This is a genomic window from Streptomyces sp. Da 82-17 (genome assembly GCF_046098215.1).
Classification (GTDB): domain Bacteria; phylum Actinomycetota; class Actinomycetes; order Streptomycetales; family Streptomycetaceae; genus Streptomyces.
On sequence record NZ_JBJURH010000014.1, the window covers coordinates 40,215 to 55,821 of the forward strand.

A 15,607-nucleotide genomic window follows, 5' to 3' on the forward strand; every position below is an offset into this window, starting at 1 on the left:
GAACGTACGGAAGCGGCCGACCGCAAGTCAAAGACTTTTACGGTCGGCCGCATACATATGCGATGGCGAGGGTTACTGCGCCGCCATCTCCTCCTTGAGCGCCGCCACGAAGCCGTCCACGTCGTCCGCGGTCGTGTCGAAGGAGCACATCCAGCGGACGTCGCCGGCGGCCTCGTCCCAGAAGTAGAAGCGGTAGCGCTGCTGGAGCCGCTCGCTCACCTCGTTCGGGAGCCGCGCGAAGACGGCGTTGGCCTGGACGGGGTGCAGGATCTCCACCCCGTCGACGGCGCGGACGCCCTCCGCGAGGCGCTGGGCCATCTCGTTGGCGTGCCGGGCGTTGCGCAGCCACAGGTCCTTGGCGAGCAGCGCCTCCAACTGCACCGAGACGAAGCGCATCTTCGACGCAAGCTGCATGGACAGCTTCCGCAGATGCTTCATGTGCCGGACCGCGTCCGGGTTGAGCACGACGACGGCCTCGCCGAACAGCGCGCCGTTCTTCGTGCCGCCGAGCGACAGCACGTCGACCCCGGCGCGGTTGGTGAACGTCCGCATCGGCACGTCCAGGGACGCCGCCGCGTTGGCGATGCGGGAGCCGTCCAGGTGCACCTTCATGCCGAGGCCGTGGGCGTGCTCGCAGATCGCGCGGATCTCCTCGGGCGTGTAGACGGTGCCCAGTTCGGTGTTCTGCGTGATCGAGACGACCTGCGGCATGGCCCGATGCTCGTCGTCCCAGCCGTACGCCTCCCGGTCGATCAGCTCGGGCGTGAGCTTGCCGTCCGGGGTCGGCACGGTCAGCAGCTTGAGGCCGCCGACCCGCTCGGGCGCGCCGCACTCGTCCACGTTGATGTGCGCGGTGTCGGCGCAGATCACCGCGCCCCAGCGGTCGGTGAGGGCCTGAAGTGCCGTGACGTTGGCGCCCGTTCCGTTGAAGACCGGGAACGCCTCCGCCGTCGCGCCGAAGTGGCCGCGGATCACCTGCTGGAGGTGCGCGGTGTAGTCGTCCTCCCCGTAGGCGATCTGGTGGCCGCCGTTGGCGAGGGCGAGGGCCGCGAGTATCTCCGGGTGCGCCCCGGCGTAGTTGTCGCTGGCGAAGCCTCGTACTTCCGGGTCGTGATGGCGGCGGGCGTCGGTCCTGGGAGGGTTCGCAGGGGTCACGGCTTCTCGGTCAGCCACTGGCGGGTTCCGTTCACTTCCACGGCGGGCCGCTCCCACACGTTGGCGATGGCCTCGGCCAGCTCCGTCACGTCGGTGAAGCCCGCGAACTTCGCGTTGGGGCGCTCGGCTCGCATGGCCTCGTGCACCAGCGCCTTCACCACCAGGATGACCGCTGCCGAGGTCAGCTCGGTACCGTCCGCCTTGGCCGCCTTGCGGAAGGCGTCGCCCAGGGCCAGCGTCCACGCCTCGGCGGCCGCCTTGGACGCGGCGTACGCGGCGTTGCCGGCGGTCGGCTTGCTCGCGCCGGCGGCGCTGACCAGGACGTACCGGCCGCGGTCGCTGCGGTTCAGGCCCTCCTCGAAGGCGAGGGAGGTGTGCTGCACGGTCCGGATCAGCAGCTTCTCCAGGACGTCCCAGTCGTCGAGGTCGGTCTCGGCGAAGGAGGCGCTGCCGCGCCAGCCGCCGACCAGGTGCACCAGACCGTCGATCCGCCCGAACTCCTTCTCCGTACGGGCGACCCAGTCACGGGTGGCGTCCAGGTCGAGGAGGTCGACCGTGTCGCCGGTGACGGTGGCGCCGCCGTGCGCGTACCTCGCGGCGTCCACGGCCTCCGCGAGGCGGGTGGCGTCCGCGTCCGAGGCGACGACCGTCGCGCCCGCCTCGGCCAGGCGCAGCAGGGTCGCCCGCCCCGCCGGTCCGGCCGCTCCGGCGACCGCGATCACTGCTCCGTTCAGCACACCGTTCCCGTTTCCGTTGGTCATGGTCCTCACCTCCGCGTCGGCGGGGCGGCTCACGCGGCGACCCGCTCGACGTCCGCGGCCGTGATCCCCCTGGTCGAGGCAATCACACCCTTGAGCTTCTTGGAGAGCGCCTCATAGAACATGCTCAGCGGAAACTCGTCCGCAAGCACCTCGTCGACCAGTTTGCGGGGCGGCAGCGAGGTGTCCAGGGCCTCGGGACCCTTGGCCCACACGGAGCCCGGGTGCGGCGCGAGGTAGGTGGAGACCAGGTCGTACGCGGCGAACCAGTGCACCAGCTTGGGGCGGTCGATGCCCGCGCGGTACAGCTCCTCGATCTCGGCGCAGAGCTGGTTGGTGATCTGCGGGGCCCGGTCCCAGTCGATGTGCAGGGTGTTGTCGGTCCAGCGCAGCACGTCGTGCTTGTGCAGGTACGCGAAGAGCAGCTGGCCGCCGAGGCCGTCGTAGTTCTTGACGCGGTCGCCGGTGACCGGGAAGCGGAACATCCGGTCGAAGAGCACGGCGTACTGGACGTCGCGGCCGTGCCGGTTGCCCTCGGACTCCAGCTTCACGGCCTCCTTGAAGGCGGTGAGGTCGCAGCGCAGCTCCTCCAGGCCGTACATCCAGAACGGCTGGCGCTGCTTGATCATGAACGGGTCGAAGGGCAGGTCGCCGTGGCTGTGGGTGCGGTCGTGGACCATGTCCCAGAGCACGAACGCCTGCTGACAGCGCTCCTGGTCGCCGACCATCTCACGGATGTCGTCCGGGAGTTGGAGGCCGAGGATGTCCACGGCGGCCTCGGTGACGCGGCGGAAGCGGGCCGCCTCGCGGTCGCAGAAGATGCCGCCCCAGGAGAACCGCTCGGGGGCCTCGCGCACGGCGATCGTCTCGGGGAAGAGCACCGCGGAGTTGGTGTCGTACCCGGAGGTGAAGTCCTCGAAGGTGATGCCGCAGAACAGCGGGTTGTCGTAACGGGTGGCCTCCAGCTCGGCCAGCCAGTCGGGCCAGACCATCTTGAGGACCACGGCCTCCAGGTTGCGGTCCGGGTTGCCGTTCTGCGTGTACATCGGGAAGACCACGAGGTGCTGCAGGCCGTCCTGGCGGTTCGCGGCCGGCTGGAAGGCGAGCAGCGAGTCCAGGAAGTCGGGGACCTGGAAGCCCTCGTCGGCCCAGCGGCGCAGGTCGGCGCCGAGCGCCTTCAGGTATTCCGCGTCGTGCGGGACGAGCGGGGCGAGCTGCTCGACCGCGGATATGACGCGGTCCACGGCGAGTTCGGCCGTCGCGCGGGCCGGGGCGCCGTCGGCCTCGAAGTCGATCGAGCCGTCGGCGGACTGCCAGGGCCTGATCTCTTCCACGGCATCCTTGAGCACCGGCCAGGCAGGGTGCTCGATCACCCTGGATTCGGAAGGAATCCGTCCTTCGGCTGCAGGCTGCACAAGAATTTCCGTCATGTCACTTCCTCCACGGGAGAACCTCGCGTAAAGACACCGTATGCATGCGAGGTTCTCCCCAGCAAGAGGGGACGGTGGAAATTATCCTGTGTGACCCCCTACTTCGCCGCAGTTTTTCCCGTCGTTCGCCGTCGCGGCGATGGCTCCGGCCGCTCCCGCAAGGGCTGTACGGGCATCGGCGAGGGCCTGCGGGAAGCCGAAGAATCCGTGGAACATCCGCGGGAAGTACCCCTCCGTGACCGGCACCCCGGCCGCCCGCAGCGCCTCCGCGTACGCCCGGCCCTCGTCGCACAGCGGATCGCAGCCCGCCGTGACGACGTGCGCGGGCGGCAGCCCGGACAGCTCGCCGAGCAGCGGGGAGATCCTCGGGTCGGCGGGGTCGGCGCCGGCGGAGAGGTACTGCTGCCCGAACCACTTCATGTGCGTCAGCGAGAGGAAGTAGCCGGTGCCGTTCCGCCGCAGGGACGGCCACGGGCGGGTCATGTCGGTCGCCGGGTAGATCAGCACCTGCAGGGCGATCGCCGGGCCGCCCGCGTCGCGGGCCTGCTGCGCGAGCACCGCGGAGAGGTTGCCGCCCGCGCTGTCCCCGGCGACGACCAGCGCATCCGGGTCGCCGCCGAGCTCCGCGACGTGGTCGGCGGTCCAGCGGAGCGCGGCGTACGCGTCCTTCAGGCCGGCCGGGAAGGGGTGCTCGGGCGCGAGCCGGTAGTCCACGGCGACGACCGCGGCGCCCGCCTCCCGGCAGAGCGCGCGGGCCGTGTCGTCGTGGCTCTCCAGATCCCCGATGACCCAGCCGCCGCCGTGCAGGAAGAGGACGGTGGGGCGGGGCGCGCCCTCGGCCACCGCGTCCGGCCGATAGATCCGTACGGGTATGTCCGGCTCGCCCTCCGGGCCGGGGATCGTGCGGTCCTCGACCGAGCCGACCTCGGGCGGCTCCCAGGGCGGGCGCGGCTGGGCCGACAGGATCCGCCGGGCCTCCGCCGCGTCGGTGACGGCGCCGCCGAGGTCGGGGAAGACGGAGGTGATCAGGTCGACCAACTGCCGTGCGTCGGCGGGGAGTCGGTCGTCGGTCGCGCGCGGGATCGTCATGGGGTCGCCTCCTGGTCCTGCGCCGAGGCGCGCGGGCCCCGCCGCCGGGCGTCGTCACGGAAGTACGGAATGACCTTCTCGCCCCACTGCCGGATGGTCTCCATACAGGCCTCCTGCGGCACGGTGCCCATCTGGATCAGGCACATGATCTCGTCGGCCCCGGCCTCGCGGAGCTGCTCGACGTAGGAGATCGCGTCGTCCGCGGTGCCGTAGGCGTGGTCGGCGTTGAACGTGGCCGTGGCGTTGGGGCGTACCGGAATGCTGTGCTCGTGCAGTCGCGCCACCACCTGCTCGGCGGCCCTGCGCATCTCCTCGGCCTCGTCCGCGCCCTCGACCACGGCCTCGTCGGGAAGACCCGCCCCGCCGTACCAGTGGCCGATCGACTGGGCGAAGAACCGCTGCCCGCGGATGCCGATGCGCCGCGCCGTCTCGCGGTCGTCGAGCACGATCGTCGGACAGAGTACGGAGAAGTGGTCGTTGACGACAGAGGACACGAACCGCTCACTGCCCCGCTCCGCCCGCGCCGTGTCGTACGCGGCCCGCATCTCCTTGATCGACTCCGGTCCCGCGAAGCCCATCACCAGGGCGCCGATGCCGAGCTCGGCCGCCTGCCGCAGGGTGTCCGTACGGCTGCAGGCGAGGAAGAGGGGCGGGTGCGGGGTCTGCCGGGGGCGGGGCAGGATCGGGTGCGGGTCGATGTCGAGGAGCTCGCCGTGATGCTCCAACTCGTCCTTCTCCCAGGCCTTTCCGATGATCCGGAGGGCCTCCTCGACCTCCTGCGTGGTGCGGTCCCGGTCGACGCCGCACAGCGAGGTCTCCTGCAGGGTGCCGCCGCGGCCCGCGCCCAGGTCGACGCGGCCGCCGGAGAGCAGGTCGAGCATGGCGGCGCGCTCGGCCACGCGCGCGGGGTGGTTGAAGGCGAACGGCATGCAGACCACGCCGTGCCCGATCCGGATGGTGCTGGTCCGCGCGGCGACCCAGGTGAGGAAGATCTCCGGGGCGCTCATGTGCGCGTACCACTTCAGGGAGTGGTGCTCGACCGCCCAGACGCGGTCGAACCCCATCTCCTCGGCGAGGACTGCCTGTTCGACGCAGTCACGGATCAGTTGGTGCTCACGCTCGACGGTCGGGTCCGCCAACTGGGCCTCGAAGATCACGGAGAACTTCACGCCGCCTCCTGGGGTTACCTCGATCAGCCATATGACTAATAGTCAGATCTCTCCAGGTCTAGCGGCAGGGGCTTCAAGTGACAAGGGACGGGACGGAGTTGGGCTTCGGGAGCGCCGGAGCTCGGGGCTTGTCGCGCACGGCGGGCAGGGGACGGCGCGAGGGATTGCGCGGGACGGTCGAGCGGCTTTCAATGCGGCCATGGCGATGGGTGAGGACGACACGCAGGACATGCCTCCGACGGCCTGGGCAGTGCTCGGGCTGCTCTCGTTCCCGGGCGAGCGCACCGGCTACGAGCTGAAGAAGTGGGCCGACTCCTCACTCCGCTTCTTCTACTGGTCGCCCGCCCTCAGCCAGATCTACGCCGAACTGCGCCGCCTGGAGTCCCACGGGTACGCCACGTCGCGCCGCTCGGGCCCCGAGGAGCCGCGCACGAAACGGGCGTACGCGATCACAGAGGCGGGCCGCGCCGCCCTCTCCCGCTGGGCGAGCGCCGCCCAGGACCCCGGCGCGCCGGTCCTCAAGCACCCCCTCCTCCTGCGCGTCTGGCTCGGCCACCTCACCGACCCGGAACACCTGCGGGCCCTCGTGCACGAGCATGTGGCACGTACGCAGGCCGAGTTGAAGGAGGTACGGGAGGCGCTCGGGCGCGCCGACGGGGTGGAGGCATGGGGCCACCCGCAGGTCGCACTGCGCTGGAGCGAACGGCGACTGCTGGCGGAGGTGGAGCTGGCGGAGGCGATGCTGGTGGATCTGGAGGGGGTGTAGGGGCGGGCCCCCTCCTCCCGGGCCCCCGGCCCGGGCGCGCTTCGGGGTTTTCGTGCGGCTGTCGCACCGTCGTGGCCGGTCGGGCAGTTCCCCGCGCCCCTTTCGGGGCGCGTGGGGCCGGTCGGGGAGCGGGACTTGGCGGCCGGCGCGAGGGTTAAACACCGGCCTCGGGTGAAAGGGGCCGAGGCTCCTTGACCCGCGCGCACAAGTTCACGAGCGTCGTCTTGCGCTCCGCAGGAACCCTCGCCAAGCTTGCGCAGTGGCTCGGACTCCGAGTTCGGCATTCGCCCCGCGACCGCGGTGAATGGCCGTCGACCTGCCCGCGGACGGGACCCACGGGCACCCGGCGGAGCCGCGAGCCGCGAGCCGCGTCGCGCCGGACGACCCGGACCGCCCGCACTGCCCCGCGGCTCGGCTGGACAGCGTCAGGCAGCACGTCGACGGAAGCGAGTGAACCTTGAACTTCCTCACCATCGGTCATCGCGGAGTCATGGGCGTCGAGCCCGAGAACACCCTCCGGTCCTTCGTCGCCGCCGAGCAGTCCGGCCTCGACGTCATCGAGCTCGACCTGCACCTCAGCAAGGACGGCGCCCTCGTCGTCATGCACGACGCGCTGGTCGACCGCACCACCGACGGCAAGGGCCCGATCGCCGAGAAGACCCTGGAGGAGCTGCGCTCCCTCGACGCCGGCCGGGGCGAGCGCATCCCGGTCTTCGAGGAGGTCCTGGACGCCGTCAAGGCCCCGCTGCAGGCGGAGATCAAGGACGTCGCCGCCGCCCGCGCCCTCGCCGAGGTCATGCACCGGCGCGATCTGGTGAGCCGGGTCGAGGTGCTCTCCTTCCACGACGAGGCGATCGCGGAGATCTCCCGGCTCGTCCCCGGCGTACGCACCGCGCTCGTCGCCAGCCGCTACGGCAAGGACGTCGTGGAGCGTGCCGTGGCCGTCGGCGCGGGCACGCTCGTGCTCAACATCCGCCGCCTGACCCTGGAGACCGTCGAGGCCGCGCGCAAGGCGGACCTGCGGATCATCGGCTGGGTCGTCAACACCCAGGACCACCTGCGTCTGGTCCGCGCCCTCGAACTCGACGGCGCCACCACCGACTACCCGGAGATCAAACGCACCGGCCGCTTCACCGCCTGAGCACCCCCGACTCGCCCCGCGGGACGGCCCGTTCAGTCGCCGAGCGGCTTCACCAGCAGCTCGAACTGCAGGTCGTCCCGCTGCGGGATGCCGAAGCGCTCGTCGCCGTACGGGAACGGGGTCATCTCTCCCGTACGGCGGTAGCCGCGGCGCTCGTACCAGGCGATCAGGTCCTCGCGGACCGAGATCACCGTCATCTGCATCTGCCGTGCGCCCCACTGTGCGCGGGCCGTGCGCTCCGCCTCCGCGATGATCACCTTGCCGAGGCCCGCGCCCTGCAGCTCGGGGCTGACCGCGAACATCCCGAAGTACGCCGCCTCGCCCCGGTGTTCCAGCTGGCAGCACGCGATCACACGGCCGTCCCGCTCCACGACGAGCAGGCGGCTGTCCGGCGCCTCGACGACCTCGCGCACACCGTCCGGGTCCGTCCGCTGCCCCTCCAGGATGTCCGCCTCCGTGGTCCAGCCGGCCCGGCTGCTGTCGCCGCGGTACGCCGACTCGATCAGCGCGACGAGCACGTCGACGTCGGCCCCCGTGGCGTCGCGGAACGTCAACTGGCCGGTGGCGGCGCCAGAAGCGGAAGCCGAGGCGGAGGAAGCCGAGGCGGTGGGCGAAACGGAAGCGGCAGAAGCGGTGCCGGAAGTAACGGTGCCGGGAGTAACGGAGGAAGCGGTGCCGGAAGCAGCGGCGGAAGCGGTGTCGGTGGCGGTGTCCATCTCGGTGCGGCCCTTCGTCTCTCGCGGCGGCGGTCTGCGGCCGTCCCGGCGCGGAGCCGCTCCCACAACGGAAACGGAATGCGGAACGCGGAACGCGGTGCGCGGGCACGGCCCGTCGAGCCTAGCGCGCCGTTACAGTGCCCTCCCATGGTCCACGTACTCAGCAGCCGCACCCTCCTGCGCCCCGTCGACCCCGAGCGGAGCCGCACGTTCTACGGCGAGACCCTCGGCCTCGACATCTACCGCGAGTTCGGCACCGGCCCCGATCGCGGCACCGTGTACTTCCTCGGCGGCGGCTTCCTCGAACTGTCCGGCCGCGCCGAACACCCGCCGTCGCCCGGCATCCGCCTCTGGCTGCAGGTCGCGGACGTGGCCGCGGCGTACGACGAACTGCAGGCGAAGGGCGTGGACGCGGTACGGGAACCGGTGCGGGAGCCGTGGGGCCTGATCGAGATGTGGATCACGGATCCGGACGGGAACGACATCGTGCTCGTCGAGGTCCCCGCCGACCACCCCCTGCGCCACCGCCCGTGACGTACCGCCCGTAACCCCCGTGACCCTGCGACCGCACTCCCCCGCGGGCGCCCGCACGCGCCCCCTGTGCCACATCGCACGCCCCGATCCGTGCAACCCCGAGACGGGGCCCGAGCGTCCCTGATTCGTCCCTGATTCCCAGCCCGGAGACGCCCCTCGGTCACCACGGGTACCGGTCGGACACTTATGCTGACCGCTCCCACCTGTACCGAGACCGCATCGAGAGTCTGGGCTGTACGTCGACCATGGAGCTCACATTGAGGGCGAATCTCCGATCCCGCATCGCCGCTCGGCTGGGGCGCAAGTACCTGGCCAGGATCAAGAAGCACGGCATCGGATCGTCCACCATCTCGCTCCTGCCCGAGCAGCTCCTGATGCCGCTGCGCCGCGAGGGACTCGACCCGGTGCCGCAACTGACCCGTACCCAGGAGCGGGCGCCGATCTCCAAGGTGCCGCTGCCGTTCGGCATGGACGCCTGGGTGGTCACGGGGCACGAGGAGGTGAAGGCGGTGCTCGGCGCGACCGACGGGTTCAGCACGGACTTCACCAACCTCGCGGGCAACGCGGGTGTGATGGAGGAGCAGAACCCGGGCGGCCTCGGCTTCGCGGACCCGCCGGTGCACACGCGGCTGCGGAAGATACTCACCCCGGAGTTCACCATGCGCCGCCTGCGCAGGCTGACTCCGCGGATCGACGAGATCGTGAACGACTGCCTGGACTCGATGGAGCGCAGCCCGGGCCCGGTCGATCTCGTGCAGTCCTTCGCCCTGCCGATCCCGTCCCTGACGATCTGCGAACTGCTCGGCGTCCCGTACGAGGACCGGCACGACTTCCAGCAGCTCAGCATGGCCCGCTTCGACCTGTCCGACGGCGCGATAGCCCCGTTCGGCCACACCTCCGCCTCGCTCGACTACTTCCGCGACGTCGTGAAGAAGCAGCGCGAGAAGCCCGGTGACGGACTGCTCGGCATGATCGTCCGCGAGCACGGCGACACCGTCGGGGACGAGGAGCTGGCCGGCCTCGCCGACGGCGTCCTGACCGGCGGTTTCGAGACCACCGCGAGCATGCTGGCACTCGGCTCCCTGGTCCTCCTCCAGGACCCGCGGGCCTTCGCCAAGGTCCGTGACGACGACGCGGCGGCGGCCCCCTTCGTCGAGGAGGCGCTGCGCTATCTGACCGTCGTGCAGCTGGCGTTCCCCCGCTTCGCGCGGGAGGACATCGAGATAGCCGGGGTGCACATCCCCAAGGGCGACATGATGTTGTGCTCCCTCAGCGGAGCCAACCGCGACCCGCGCTTCACCGGCGGCGACCGCGGCGCCTTCGACCCGGACCGCAAGGCCTCCGGCCACCTCGCCTTCGGCTACGGCATCCACCGCTGCATCGGCGCCGAGCTGGCCCGCATGGAACTCCGCGCCGCCTATCCCGCGCTGCTGCGCCGCTTCCCCGAGATGAAGCTGGCCGTCCGGCCCGACGAACTCGACTTCCGCAAGCTGTCCATCGTGTACGGCGTGGAGAACCTGCCGGTCCACCTGCGCTGACCCGCCGCCGCGCTCCCCTCGCCCCCCGGTGGGGCCTGCGCCCGGACCGCGCTCCCACCGGTGCGTGCTCCCCGCGTACACCCGTGCGCCGCGTACGGCACGACCGCACCGGGAATCGACCTGTCGACACCGATGAGTGCCGATGCGTCGACGGTGACGGAGGGGGAGGTGTGCCGTGCACGGACCGGCACTGGCCGGGTGGCTGCTCGTCGTGCTGTGCGCGGCGACCGGGGCGTACTGCCTGCTGCGGATGCGCAGCCCGGTCGCCGAGCAGCGCAGCGCGGCGGGCGGTGAGGCCCTCATGGGGTTCGGGATGGCGCTCATGGCCGTCCCCGCCGCGGCCTTCGGCCAACCCCGCTGGGCGTGGTGGGCGTACGGGGTGGTGTTCGGCGCGGCCGCGGTGCGCGCGTTGTGGAACGCGCGGGGGCACGGGGGCGCGGCCCTGGGACACGGGGGTGCGGAGGCGGCTCGGGGGCGTGGGGGCGGGCATCATCTGCACCATCTCGTCGGGTCGTTGGCGATGGTCTACATGTCGGTGGCGATGGCCTCGGTCCCGCCGGGCTCCTCCGGGCACGCGGGGCACGCGGGCCCGGTGGGCGTTCCGCTGGTCACGGGCGTGCTGCTGCTGTACTTCGCCGCGTACGTGCTGAGGGCCGGGCTGCGCCTCGTACCCGCCTCCGCACCGGCGGCTGTTCCGTCGACGGCGGTCATGGCCTGGGGCGACCGGGCGGAACTGGCGCTGGCCTGCCGACTCTCCATGGGGATCGGGATGTTCGCGATGCTGCTGACCATGTGAGGCCGGGCGAAGGGGGATTGACTCGCTCCGTGAAGGGGTCGTCTCACGCCCTGGAGCGGATTGGCTGGCGCCGTGAAGCGGCCGGCTCGCGCCGTGGAGCGGTCGGCTCGCTCCGTACGACAGCAAAGCGGATTGGCTCGCTCCGTACAACGGCAAAGCGGATTGGCTTGCTCCGCACGACGGCCCGATTGCGGCTCTGCGTCGGCCCGCGCACGCGTTTCCCCGCCCGGCGGCTACGAAATCCGTGGCGTACGTCACTTGACGCGCCAGCCCATACCCTCGGGTAGCCCTGGCTCATAGGCTGGGGCCATGTTGGTGCCCGTCGCCCTGCTCATGCTCGGCGCGCTGACCGCCGTCGTGGGCCCCAGACTCCTTGCCCGCTCCGAGTGGCCGGAGCGCGAACCCGTGGTCGCACTGTGGGTGTGGCAGTGCGTGGTCGCGGCCGTGCTGCTGTGCTGCGCCCTGTCGATGACGCTGAGCGCCGCCGCCGCATGGCAGGCCGTACGAGGCCAGCTCTTCGCGCACGCGCCGCAGGGGGTCGTCGAGGCGTACGCACTCTCGGCCGCCGGGCCCTGGGCCGCAGCCACCGCGGTCACCCTCGCGCTGGGTGGGGCGTGGTCGGCGGCGATGCTGAGCCGTGAGGTGTTCCGGGCGCGCGCCCGGCGCCGCGCGCGCCGCGCGGAGCTGCTCGTGCGCTCTCCGCTGCTGCCCGGCGAGGAGCCCGGCACAGACCGGCTCGTCGTCCTGGAAGGCGAGCGTCCGGACGCCTGGTGGCTGCCCGGCGCCGCACCCCAACTGGTCATCACCACAGCCGCGTTGCGGCGCCTGAAGGGCCGTCAGCTCGACGCGGTGCTCGCCCACGAGCAGGGCCACGCACAGGCCCGGCACGACTGGCTGCTGCACTCCTCCGCCGCGCTCGCCAACGGTTTCCCGCAGGTCCGGGTGTTCGCCGCGTTCCGCGACGAGATGCACCGCCTGGTCGAGCTGGCCGCCGACGACGTGGCGTCCCGCCGCTTCGGCCGCCTCACGATCGCGCTCGCCCTGGTCGAACTCAACGAGCACCGGGGCGTGTTCGGCCCCTGCCCCGCCACCACGGCCGAAGTCCCGCAGCGCGTGCACCGGTTGCTGGCCCCGCTGCCCCGGCTCACCGCGGGCCGCAGGCTCAGCCTGACCGCGACGGCCGCGCTGGTGCCGGTCATTCCCGTACTCGTCACGTTCGTACCGGGCCTCTCGGCGCTCCGCTGAACCTCCGTCCCCGGGGGCTGTCCTCCGGGCCTCCAGGCCTGCTGAGCGGACGGGCCCTCTGCGGCCACAGTCGGGAACTTCCCCGCCCGACGCCCTTCGGCACACAGGCCCAAGGGCCGGCCAGAAAACAGGCTCAAGGGGGCGTCCCCACGCGGCCTCGGACAGGCATTGGCACGGGGGCCCGCCTGGGAAGCCCACGACCCCGGCTCGGCATCGACACGAGTCCGAAGGCCCGTCGGCACGCTGGCCCGGGCAGGGCAATGAGCTCGGCAGGCGTCGGCGCGCAGGCCCAGGTGAGGCGTCCGCACGCGGGCTCGGGCAGAGGCATCGGTACGCAGGATCGGGTGGGACTTCGGAACCCTGGCCCGGGCAGGACATCGGCGCAGGCTCGGGCGAGGCGTCGACGCACGGCCCCCGGCACGGGCTCAAGTGGCCGTCGACGCGCGGGCCCGGGTAGGCCGCCGGCACACGGCCCGCCACAGCACCAGCGCAGGCCCCGCCGGAACGTCCGCGCGCGGGCCCGGGCAGGCCGTCGGCACCCGAGTCCGGCCAGGGCATCGGCGCGCGGTTTCGTAGGGCGTTGGCCCGCGGCTGCCCGCTTCGGCGAGGATCTTCGTATGCACTCCGCACCGCGCTCCGACGCCCCCTTGAACTCGCCCCAGCCAGAAGGGCGATCGACGCCCCTCGCCGGTCCGGCAGGGCGGGTGGCCACCGTCGTGCTCGGGGTGCTCACCGCGCTCCTGGTGTGCGGCGTGGCCGTCGGCTGGACGCCGCTGTTCGACGCCGACACCTCGCTGTCCCGCACGACCCACCGCTGGGCCGTCGCCGATCCCACGCTGACGCACGCCAACCGGATCCTCACCGACTGGGTGTGGGACCCGTGGACGATGCGCGCGCTCTGCGCGGTACTCGTCGGGTGGCTGTGGTGGCTCGGCGACCGGCGGCTCGCGGTGTGGGTGGGCGCGAGCTGCCTCATCGCCTCGCTGCTCCAGCAGGCCCTGAAGGCCGTCGTCGACAAGGATCGGCCCACCTGGCCGGACCCGGTGGACAGCGCCAACTTCGCGGCGTTCCCGTCCGGGCACGCGATGACCGCGACCGTCGTCGGCGGCCTCGTCCTGTGGGTGCTCGCGCTGCGCCGCGCGGGCCGGGCCCTGTGGCTGACGGCGCTGGCCGTCACCGCCGTCTCGGTCGCGGGCGTGGGCTGGACCCGCGTCTGGCTCGGCGTGCACTGGCCGTCGGACGTCCTCGGCGGCTGGCTCCTCGGCGCCTTCCTGGTCCTGCTCACCGCGCTCCTCTACGGGCGCGGGGCCCGCCAGGCGACGCACGGCGAGGCAAGCCGTTGACGAGGCCCGCGCCGAGGCGGGCGTTCCCAACCGTACCGGGGCGTTCTTGACCGGCTCCGGCCGCGCCCCGAGGATCGGTACATGGCGATCAAGGGCGTGCTCTTCGACTTCTCCGGAACCCTGCTCCGCATCGAATCCACCGAGTCCTGGCTCCGCGCCACCCTCGAGGCCTGCGAACTCACCCTCGCCGACGAGGAGTTCAGGCATTACGTCGCCGAACTCGAAGCCGCCGGCGCCCTCCCCGGCGGCGCCCCGCCCGGCTCGGTTCCCGCGCACCTGGAGGAGCTGTGGACCACCCGGGACGTGAGCGCCGAACGGCACCGCGCCGCGTACACCGGCCTCTCCCGCGAGGTGCCGCTGCCCGCGCCGGGCCTCCACGAGGCGCTGTACGACCGGCACAAGACCCCGGCCGCCTGGCGCCCCTACCCGGACACCGCCGACGTCCTCGCCGCGCTCAAGGAACGCGGCCTGCTCGTCGGCGTGGTCAGCAACATCGGCTGGGACCTCCGCCCGATCTTCCGCGCGCACCGCCTCGACCGGTACGTCGACGCGTACGTCCTGTCGTACGAGCACGGGGTGCGGAAGCCCGATCCGCGGCTGTTCGCCGTGGCCTGCGAGATGCTCGGGGTGCCGGCCGGGGACACGCTGATGGTGGGCGACGAACCGCATTCGGACGGGGGCGCGGCCGCGCTGGGCTGCGCGGTGCATTTCGTGGATCACCTTCCCGTCGAGCAGCGCCCTGCGGGTCTGGAGCCGGTGCTCGCCCTCCTCGACTGACCCCGGCCGCCGGGGAGTTCGCGCCCGGTGTTACGTTCCGGGAATGATCGTCTGGATCAACGGCGCGTTCGGCAGCGGCAAGACGACCCTGGTGGACAACCTGCGGCGGCGGCTTCCGTCGGCGCTCGTCTTCGATCCGGAGGACGCGGGCCAGGTCCTGCGCCGCATCGTCGACGTGCCCACGGGCAACTTCCAGGACCTCCCGCTGTGGCGCCGCCAGGTCGCGGAGCTCGCCCTCGGCCTGGTCACGGAGTACGAGCGTCCGCTGCTCGTGCCGATGACGCTGATCGACCCCCGGTACACGGCGGAGATCTTCGACACGTTCGACCGCGCCGGGGTCACGCTGCACCACTTCTTCCTGCGCGTGCCGCCGGAGGAGCTGGAGCGGCGCATCGACCAGCGGACCGTCGCCCCCGGCGATCCGGAGCGCGACGCGGCCGCCAAGCGCTGGTGCCGCGCGATGATCGCTCCCTGCACGGCCGCCGTCGCCACCCTCCCCGCGCGCACGATCCACCTCGACGGCCTCCTCCCCCAACAACGCCTGACCGACGCGGTGTTGAACCACCTTCACGAACTCCCGTCCCCGTGAACACCGACCCGAAAGACCGCGCACGGCCCGCCCCCGACACCCCCCGAGGCTGGCCCGACCAGCCCGGCGACACCGCGCTCACCATCAAGGTGCCTGCCGCCGATCACCTCGTGCGGGCGCCCTTTCCCGCGCATGTCACCGTGCTCTACCCGTTCCTCCCCGTGTGCCGTCTCGACGCGGGCACGGACGCGCGGCTCGGGGCGTTGTTCGGCGGGCACAGCGCGTTCGAGCTGACCTTCGCGGAGTTCGGCCGCTACCCGGGCGTGCTGTACCTGGACCCGTGGCCGCACGAGCCGGTCACGGCGCTCACCAAGGAGCTCACGGCGACCTGGCCGGAGGCCGTGCCGTACCGCGGGATCTTCGGCGAGACGGCTCTCGCCCCGCATCTGACGCTCGCCAACGACGCGGGCCCGGACACGTGGCGCGCCGCCTACGACGCGCTGGAGGCGGAGCTCGCCCCGCAACTGCCGCTGACGGTCCGCGTCAGGGCCGTCGACCTGATCGTCTGGGACGGCACCGCCTGGCAGGACCACAAGGCCTACCCGCTGCGCGACGACTGAC

At 72.0% G+C, this 15,607-nt stretch carries 16 protein-coding genes; 10 read left to right on the forward strand and 6 right to left on the reverse strand.

Features of this window, described 5'->3' with window-relative positions; all coding sequences use genetic code 11:
- Nucleotides 1-72: 72 nt before the first annotated feature.
- From ACIDOF_RS23140 to ACIDOF_RS23160, 5 genes are all read right to left on the reverse strand, one after another.
- On the reverse strand, nt 73-1,155 hold the full coding sequence (locus ACIDOF_RS23140) for a threonine aldolase family protein (protein WP_409007946.1): 1,083 nt from the start codon (nt 1,153-1,155) through the stop codon (nt 73-75).
- Complete coding sequence (locus ACIDOF_RS23145) at nt 1,152-1,916, reverse strand: SDR family NAD(P)-dependent oxidoreductase (protein ID WP_409007947.1); 765 nt, start codon at nt 1,914-1,916, stop codon at nt 1,152-1,154. Before ACIDOF_RS23145 ends, ACIDOF_RS23140 begins: the two co-directional genes overlap by 4 nt.
- Nucleotides 1,917-1,945: 29 nt before the next feature.
- Nucleotides 1,946-3,343 carry a DUF6421 family protein gene (locus ACIDOF_RS23150; RefSeq protein ID WP_409007949.1) on the reverse strand — a complete coding sequence of 466 codons (1,398 nt, stop codon included), beginning with the start codon at nt 3,341-3,343 and terminating at the stop codon, nt 1,946-1,948.
- A gap of 81 nt (nt 3,344-3,424) precedes the next feature.
- On the reverse strand, nt 3,425-4,432 hold the full coding sequence (locus ACIDOF_RS23155) for an alpha/beta hydrolase fold domain-containing protein (RefSeq protein WP_409007950.1): 1,008 nt from the start codon (nt 4,430-4,432) through the stop codon (nt 3,425-3,427).
- Nucleotides 4,429-5,601: an LLM class flavin-dependent oxidoreductase gene (locus ACIDOF_RS23160; RefSeq protein WP_409007951.1), complete on the reverse strand. Its 1,173-nt coding sequence runs from the start codon at nt 5,599-5,601 to the stop codon at nt 4,429-4,431. Before ACIDOF_RS23160 ends, ACIDOF_RS23155 begins: the two co-directional genes overlap by 4 nt.
- A gap of 199 nt (nt 5,602-5,800) precedes the next feature.
- Between ACIDOF_RS23160 and ACIDOF_RS23165 the strand changes: the two genes are divergently transcribed.
- Together ACIDOF_RS23165 and ACIDOF_RS23170 are read left to right on the forward strand one after the other, a co-directional pair.
- Nucleotides 5,801-6,367, forward strand: a complete 567-nt coding sequence (locus ACIDOF_RS23165) for a helix-turn-helix transcriptional regulator (RefSeq protein WP_409007952.1) — start codon at nt 5,801-5,803, stop codon at nt 6,365-6,367.
- A gap of 457 nt (nt 6,368-6,824) precedes the next feature.
- A complete protein-coding gene (locus ACIDOF_RS23170; RefSeq protein ID WP_409007953.1) occupies nt 6,825-7,508 on the forward strand; it encodes a glycerophosphodiester phosphodiesterase in 684 nt (227 codons plus the stop codon).
- A 32-nt stretch (nt 7,509-7,540) separates the two neighbouring features.
- Here ACIDOF_RS23170 and ACIDOF_RS23175 read toward each other — a convergent pair whose 3' ends face one another.
- The gene (locus ACIDOF_RS23175) at nt 7,541-8,062 is read right to left on the reverse strand and encodes a GNAT family N-acetyltransferase (RefSeq protein WP_409008125.1); all 522 of its coding nucleotides are present in this window, start codon (nt 8,060-8,062) and stop codon (nt 7,541-7,543) included.
- Between the two features lie 309 nt (nt 8,063-8,371).
- Between ACIDOF_RS23175 and ACIDOF_RS23180 the strand changes: the two genes are divergently transcribed.
- The 8 genes from ACIDOF_RS23180 (at nt 8,372) to ACIDOF_RS23215 (ending at nt 15,606) form a co-directional block, all read left to right on the forward strand.
- Nucleotides 8,372-8,758 (forward strand): VOC family protein, encoded by a 387-nt coding sequence (locus tag ACIDOF_RS23180; protein ID WP_409007954.1) that lies wholly within the window; start codon nt 8,372-8,374, stop codon nt 8,756-8,758.
- A 245-nt stretch (nt 8,759-9,003) separates the two neighbouring features.
- Complete coding sequence (locus ACIDOF_RS23185; RefSeq protein ID WP_409007956.1) at nt 9,004-10,296, forward strand: cytochrome P450; 1,293 nt, start codon at nt 9,004-9,006, stop codon at nt 10,294-10,296.
- 175 nt (nt 10,297-10,471) lie between these two features.
- Complete coding sequence (locus ACIDOF_RS23190) at nt 10,472-11,092, forward strand: DUF5134 domain-containing protein (RefSeq protein WP_409007957.1); 621 nt, start codon at nt 10,472-10,474, stop codon at nt 11,090-11,092.
- 309 nt (nt 11,093-11,401) lie between these two features.
- The gene (locus ACIDOF_RS23195) at nt 11,402-12,337 is read left to right on the forward strand and encodes a M56 family metallopeptidase (protein ID WP_409007958.1); all 936 of its coding nucleotides are present in this window, start codon (nt 11,402-11,404) and stop codon (nt 12,335-12,337) included.
- A 617-nt stretch (nt 12,338-12,954) separates the two neighbouring features.
- Nucleotides 12,955-13,680 carry a phosphatase PAP2 family protein gene (locus ACIDOF_RS23200; RefSeq protein WP_409007960.1) on the forward strand — a complete coding sequence of 242 codons (726 nt, stop codon included), beginning with the start codon at nt 12,955-12,957 and terminating at the stop codon, nt 13,678-13,680.
- Between the two features lie 81 nt (nt 13,681-13,761).
- The gene (locus ACIDOF_RS23205; protein WP_409007961.1) at nt 13,762-14,457 is read left to right on the forward strand and encodes an HAD family hydrolase; all 696 of its coding nucleotides are present in this window, start codon (nt 13,762-13,764) and stop codon (nt 14,455-14,457) included.
- 43 nt (nt 14,458-14,500) lie between these two features.
- Nucleotides 14,501-15,046, forward strand: a complete 546-nt coding sequence (locus ACIDOF_RS23210) for an AAA family ATPase (protein ID WP_409007962.1) — start codon at nt 14,501-14,503, stop codon at nt 15,044-15,046.
- Nucleotides 15,043-15,606, forward strand: a complete 564-nt coding sequence (locus ACIDOF_RS23215; protein ID WP_409007963.1) for a 2'-5' RNA ligase family protein — start codon at nt 15,043-15,045, stop codon at nt 15,604-15,606. Before ACIDOF_RS23210 ends, ACIDOF_RS23215 begins: the two co-directional genes overlap by 4 nt.
- Nucleotide 15,607 lies beyond the last annotated feature (1 nt).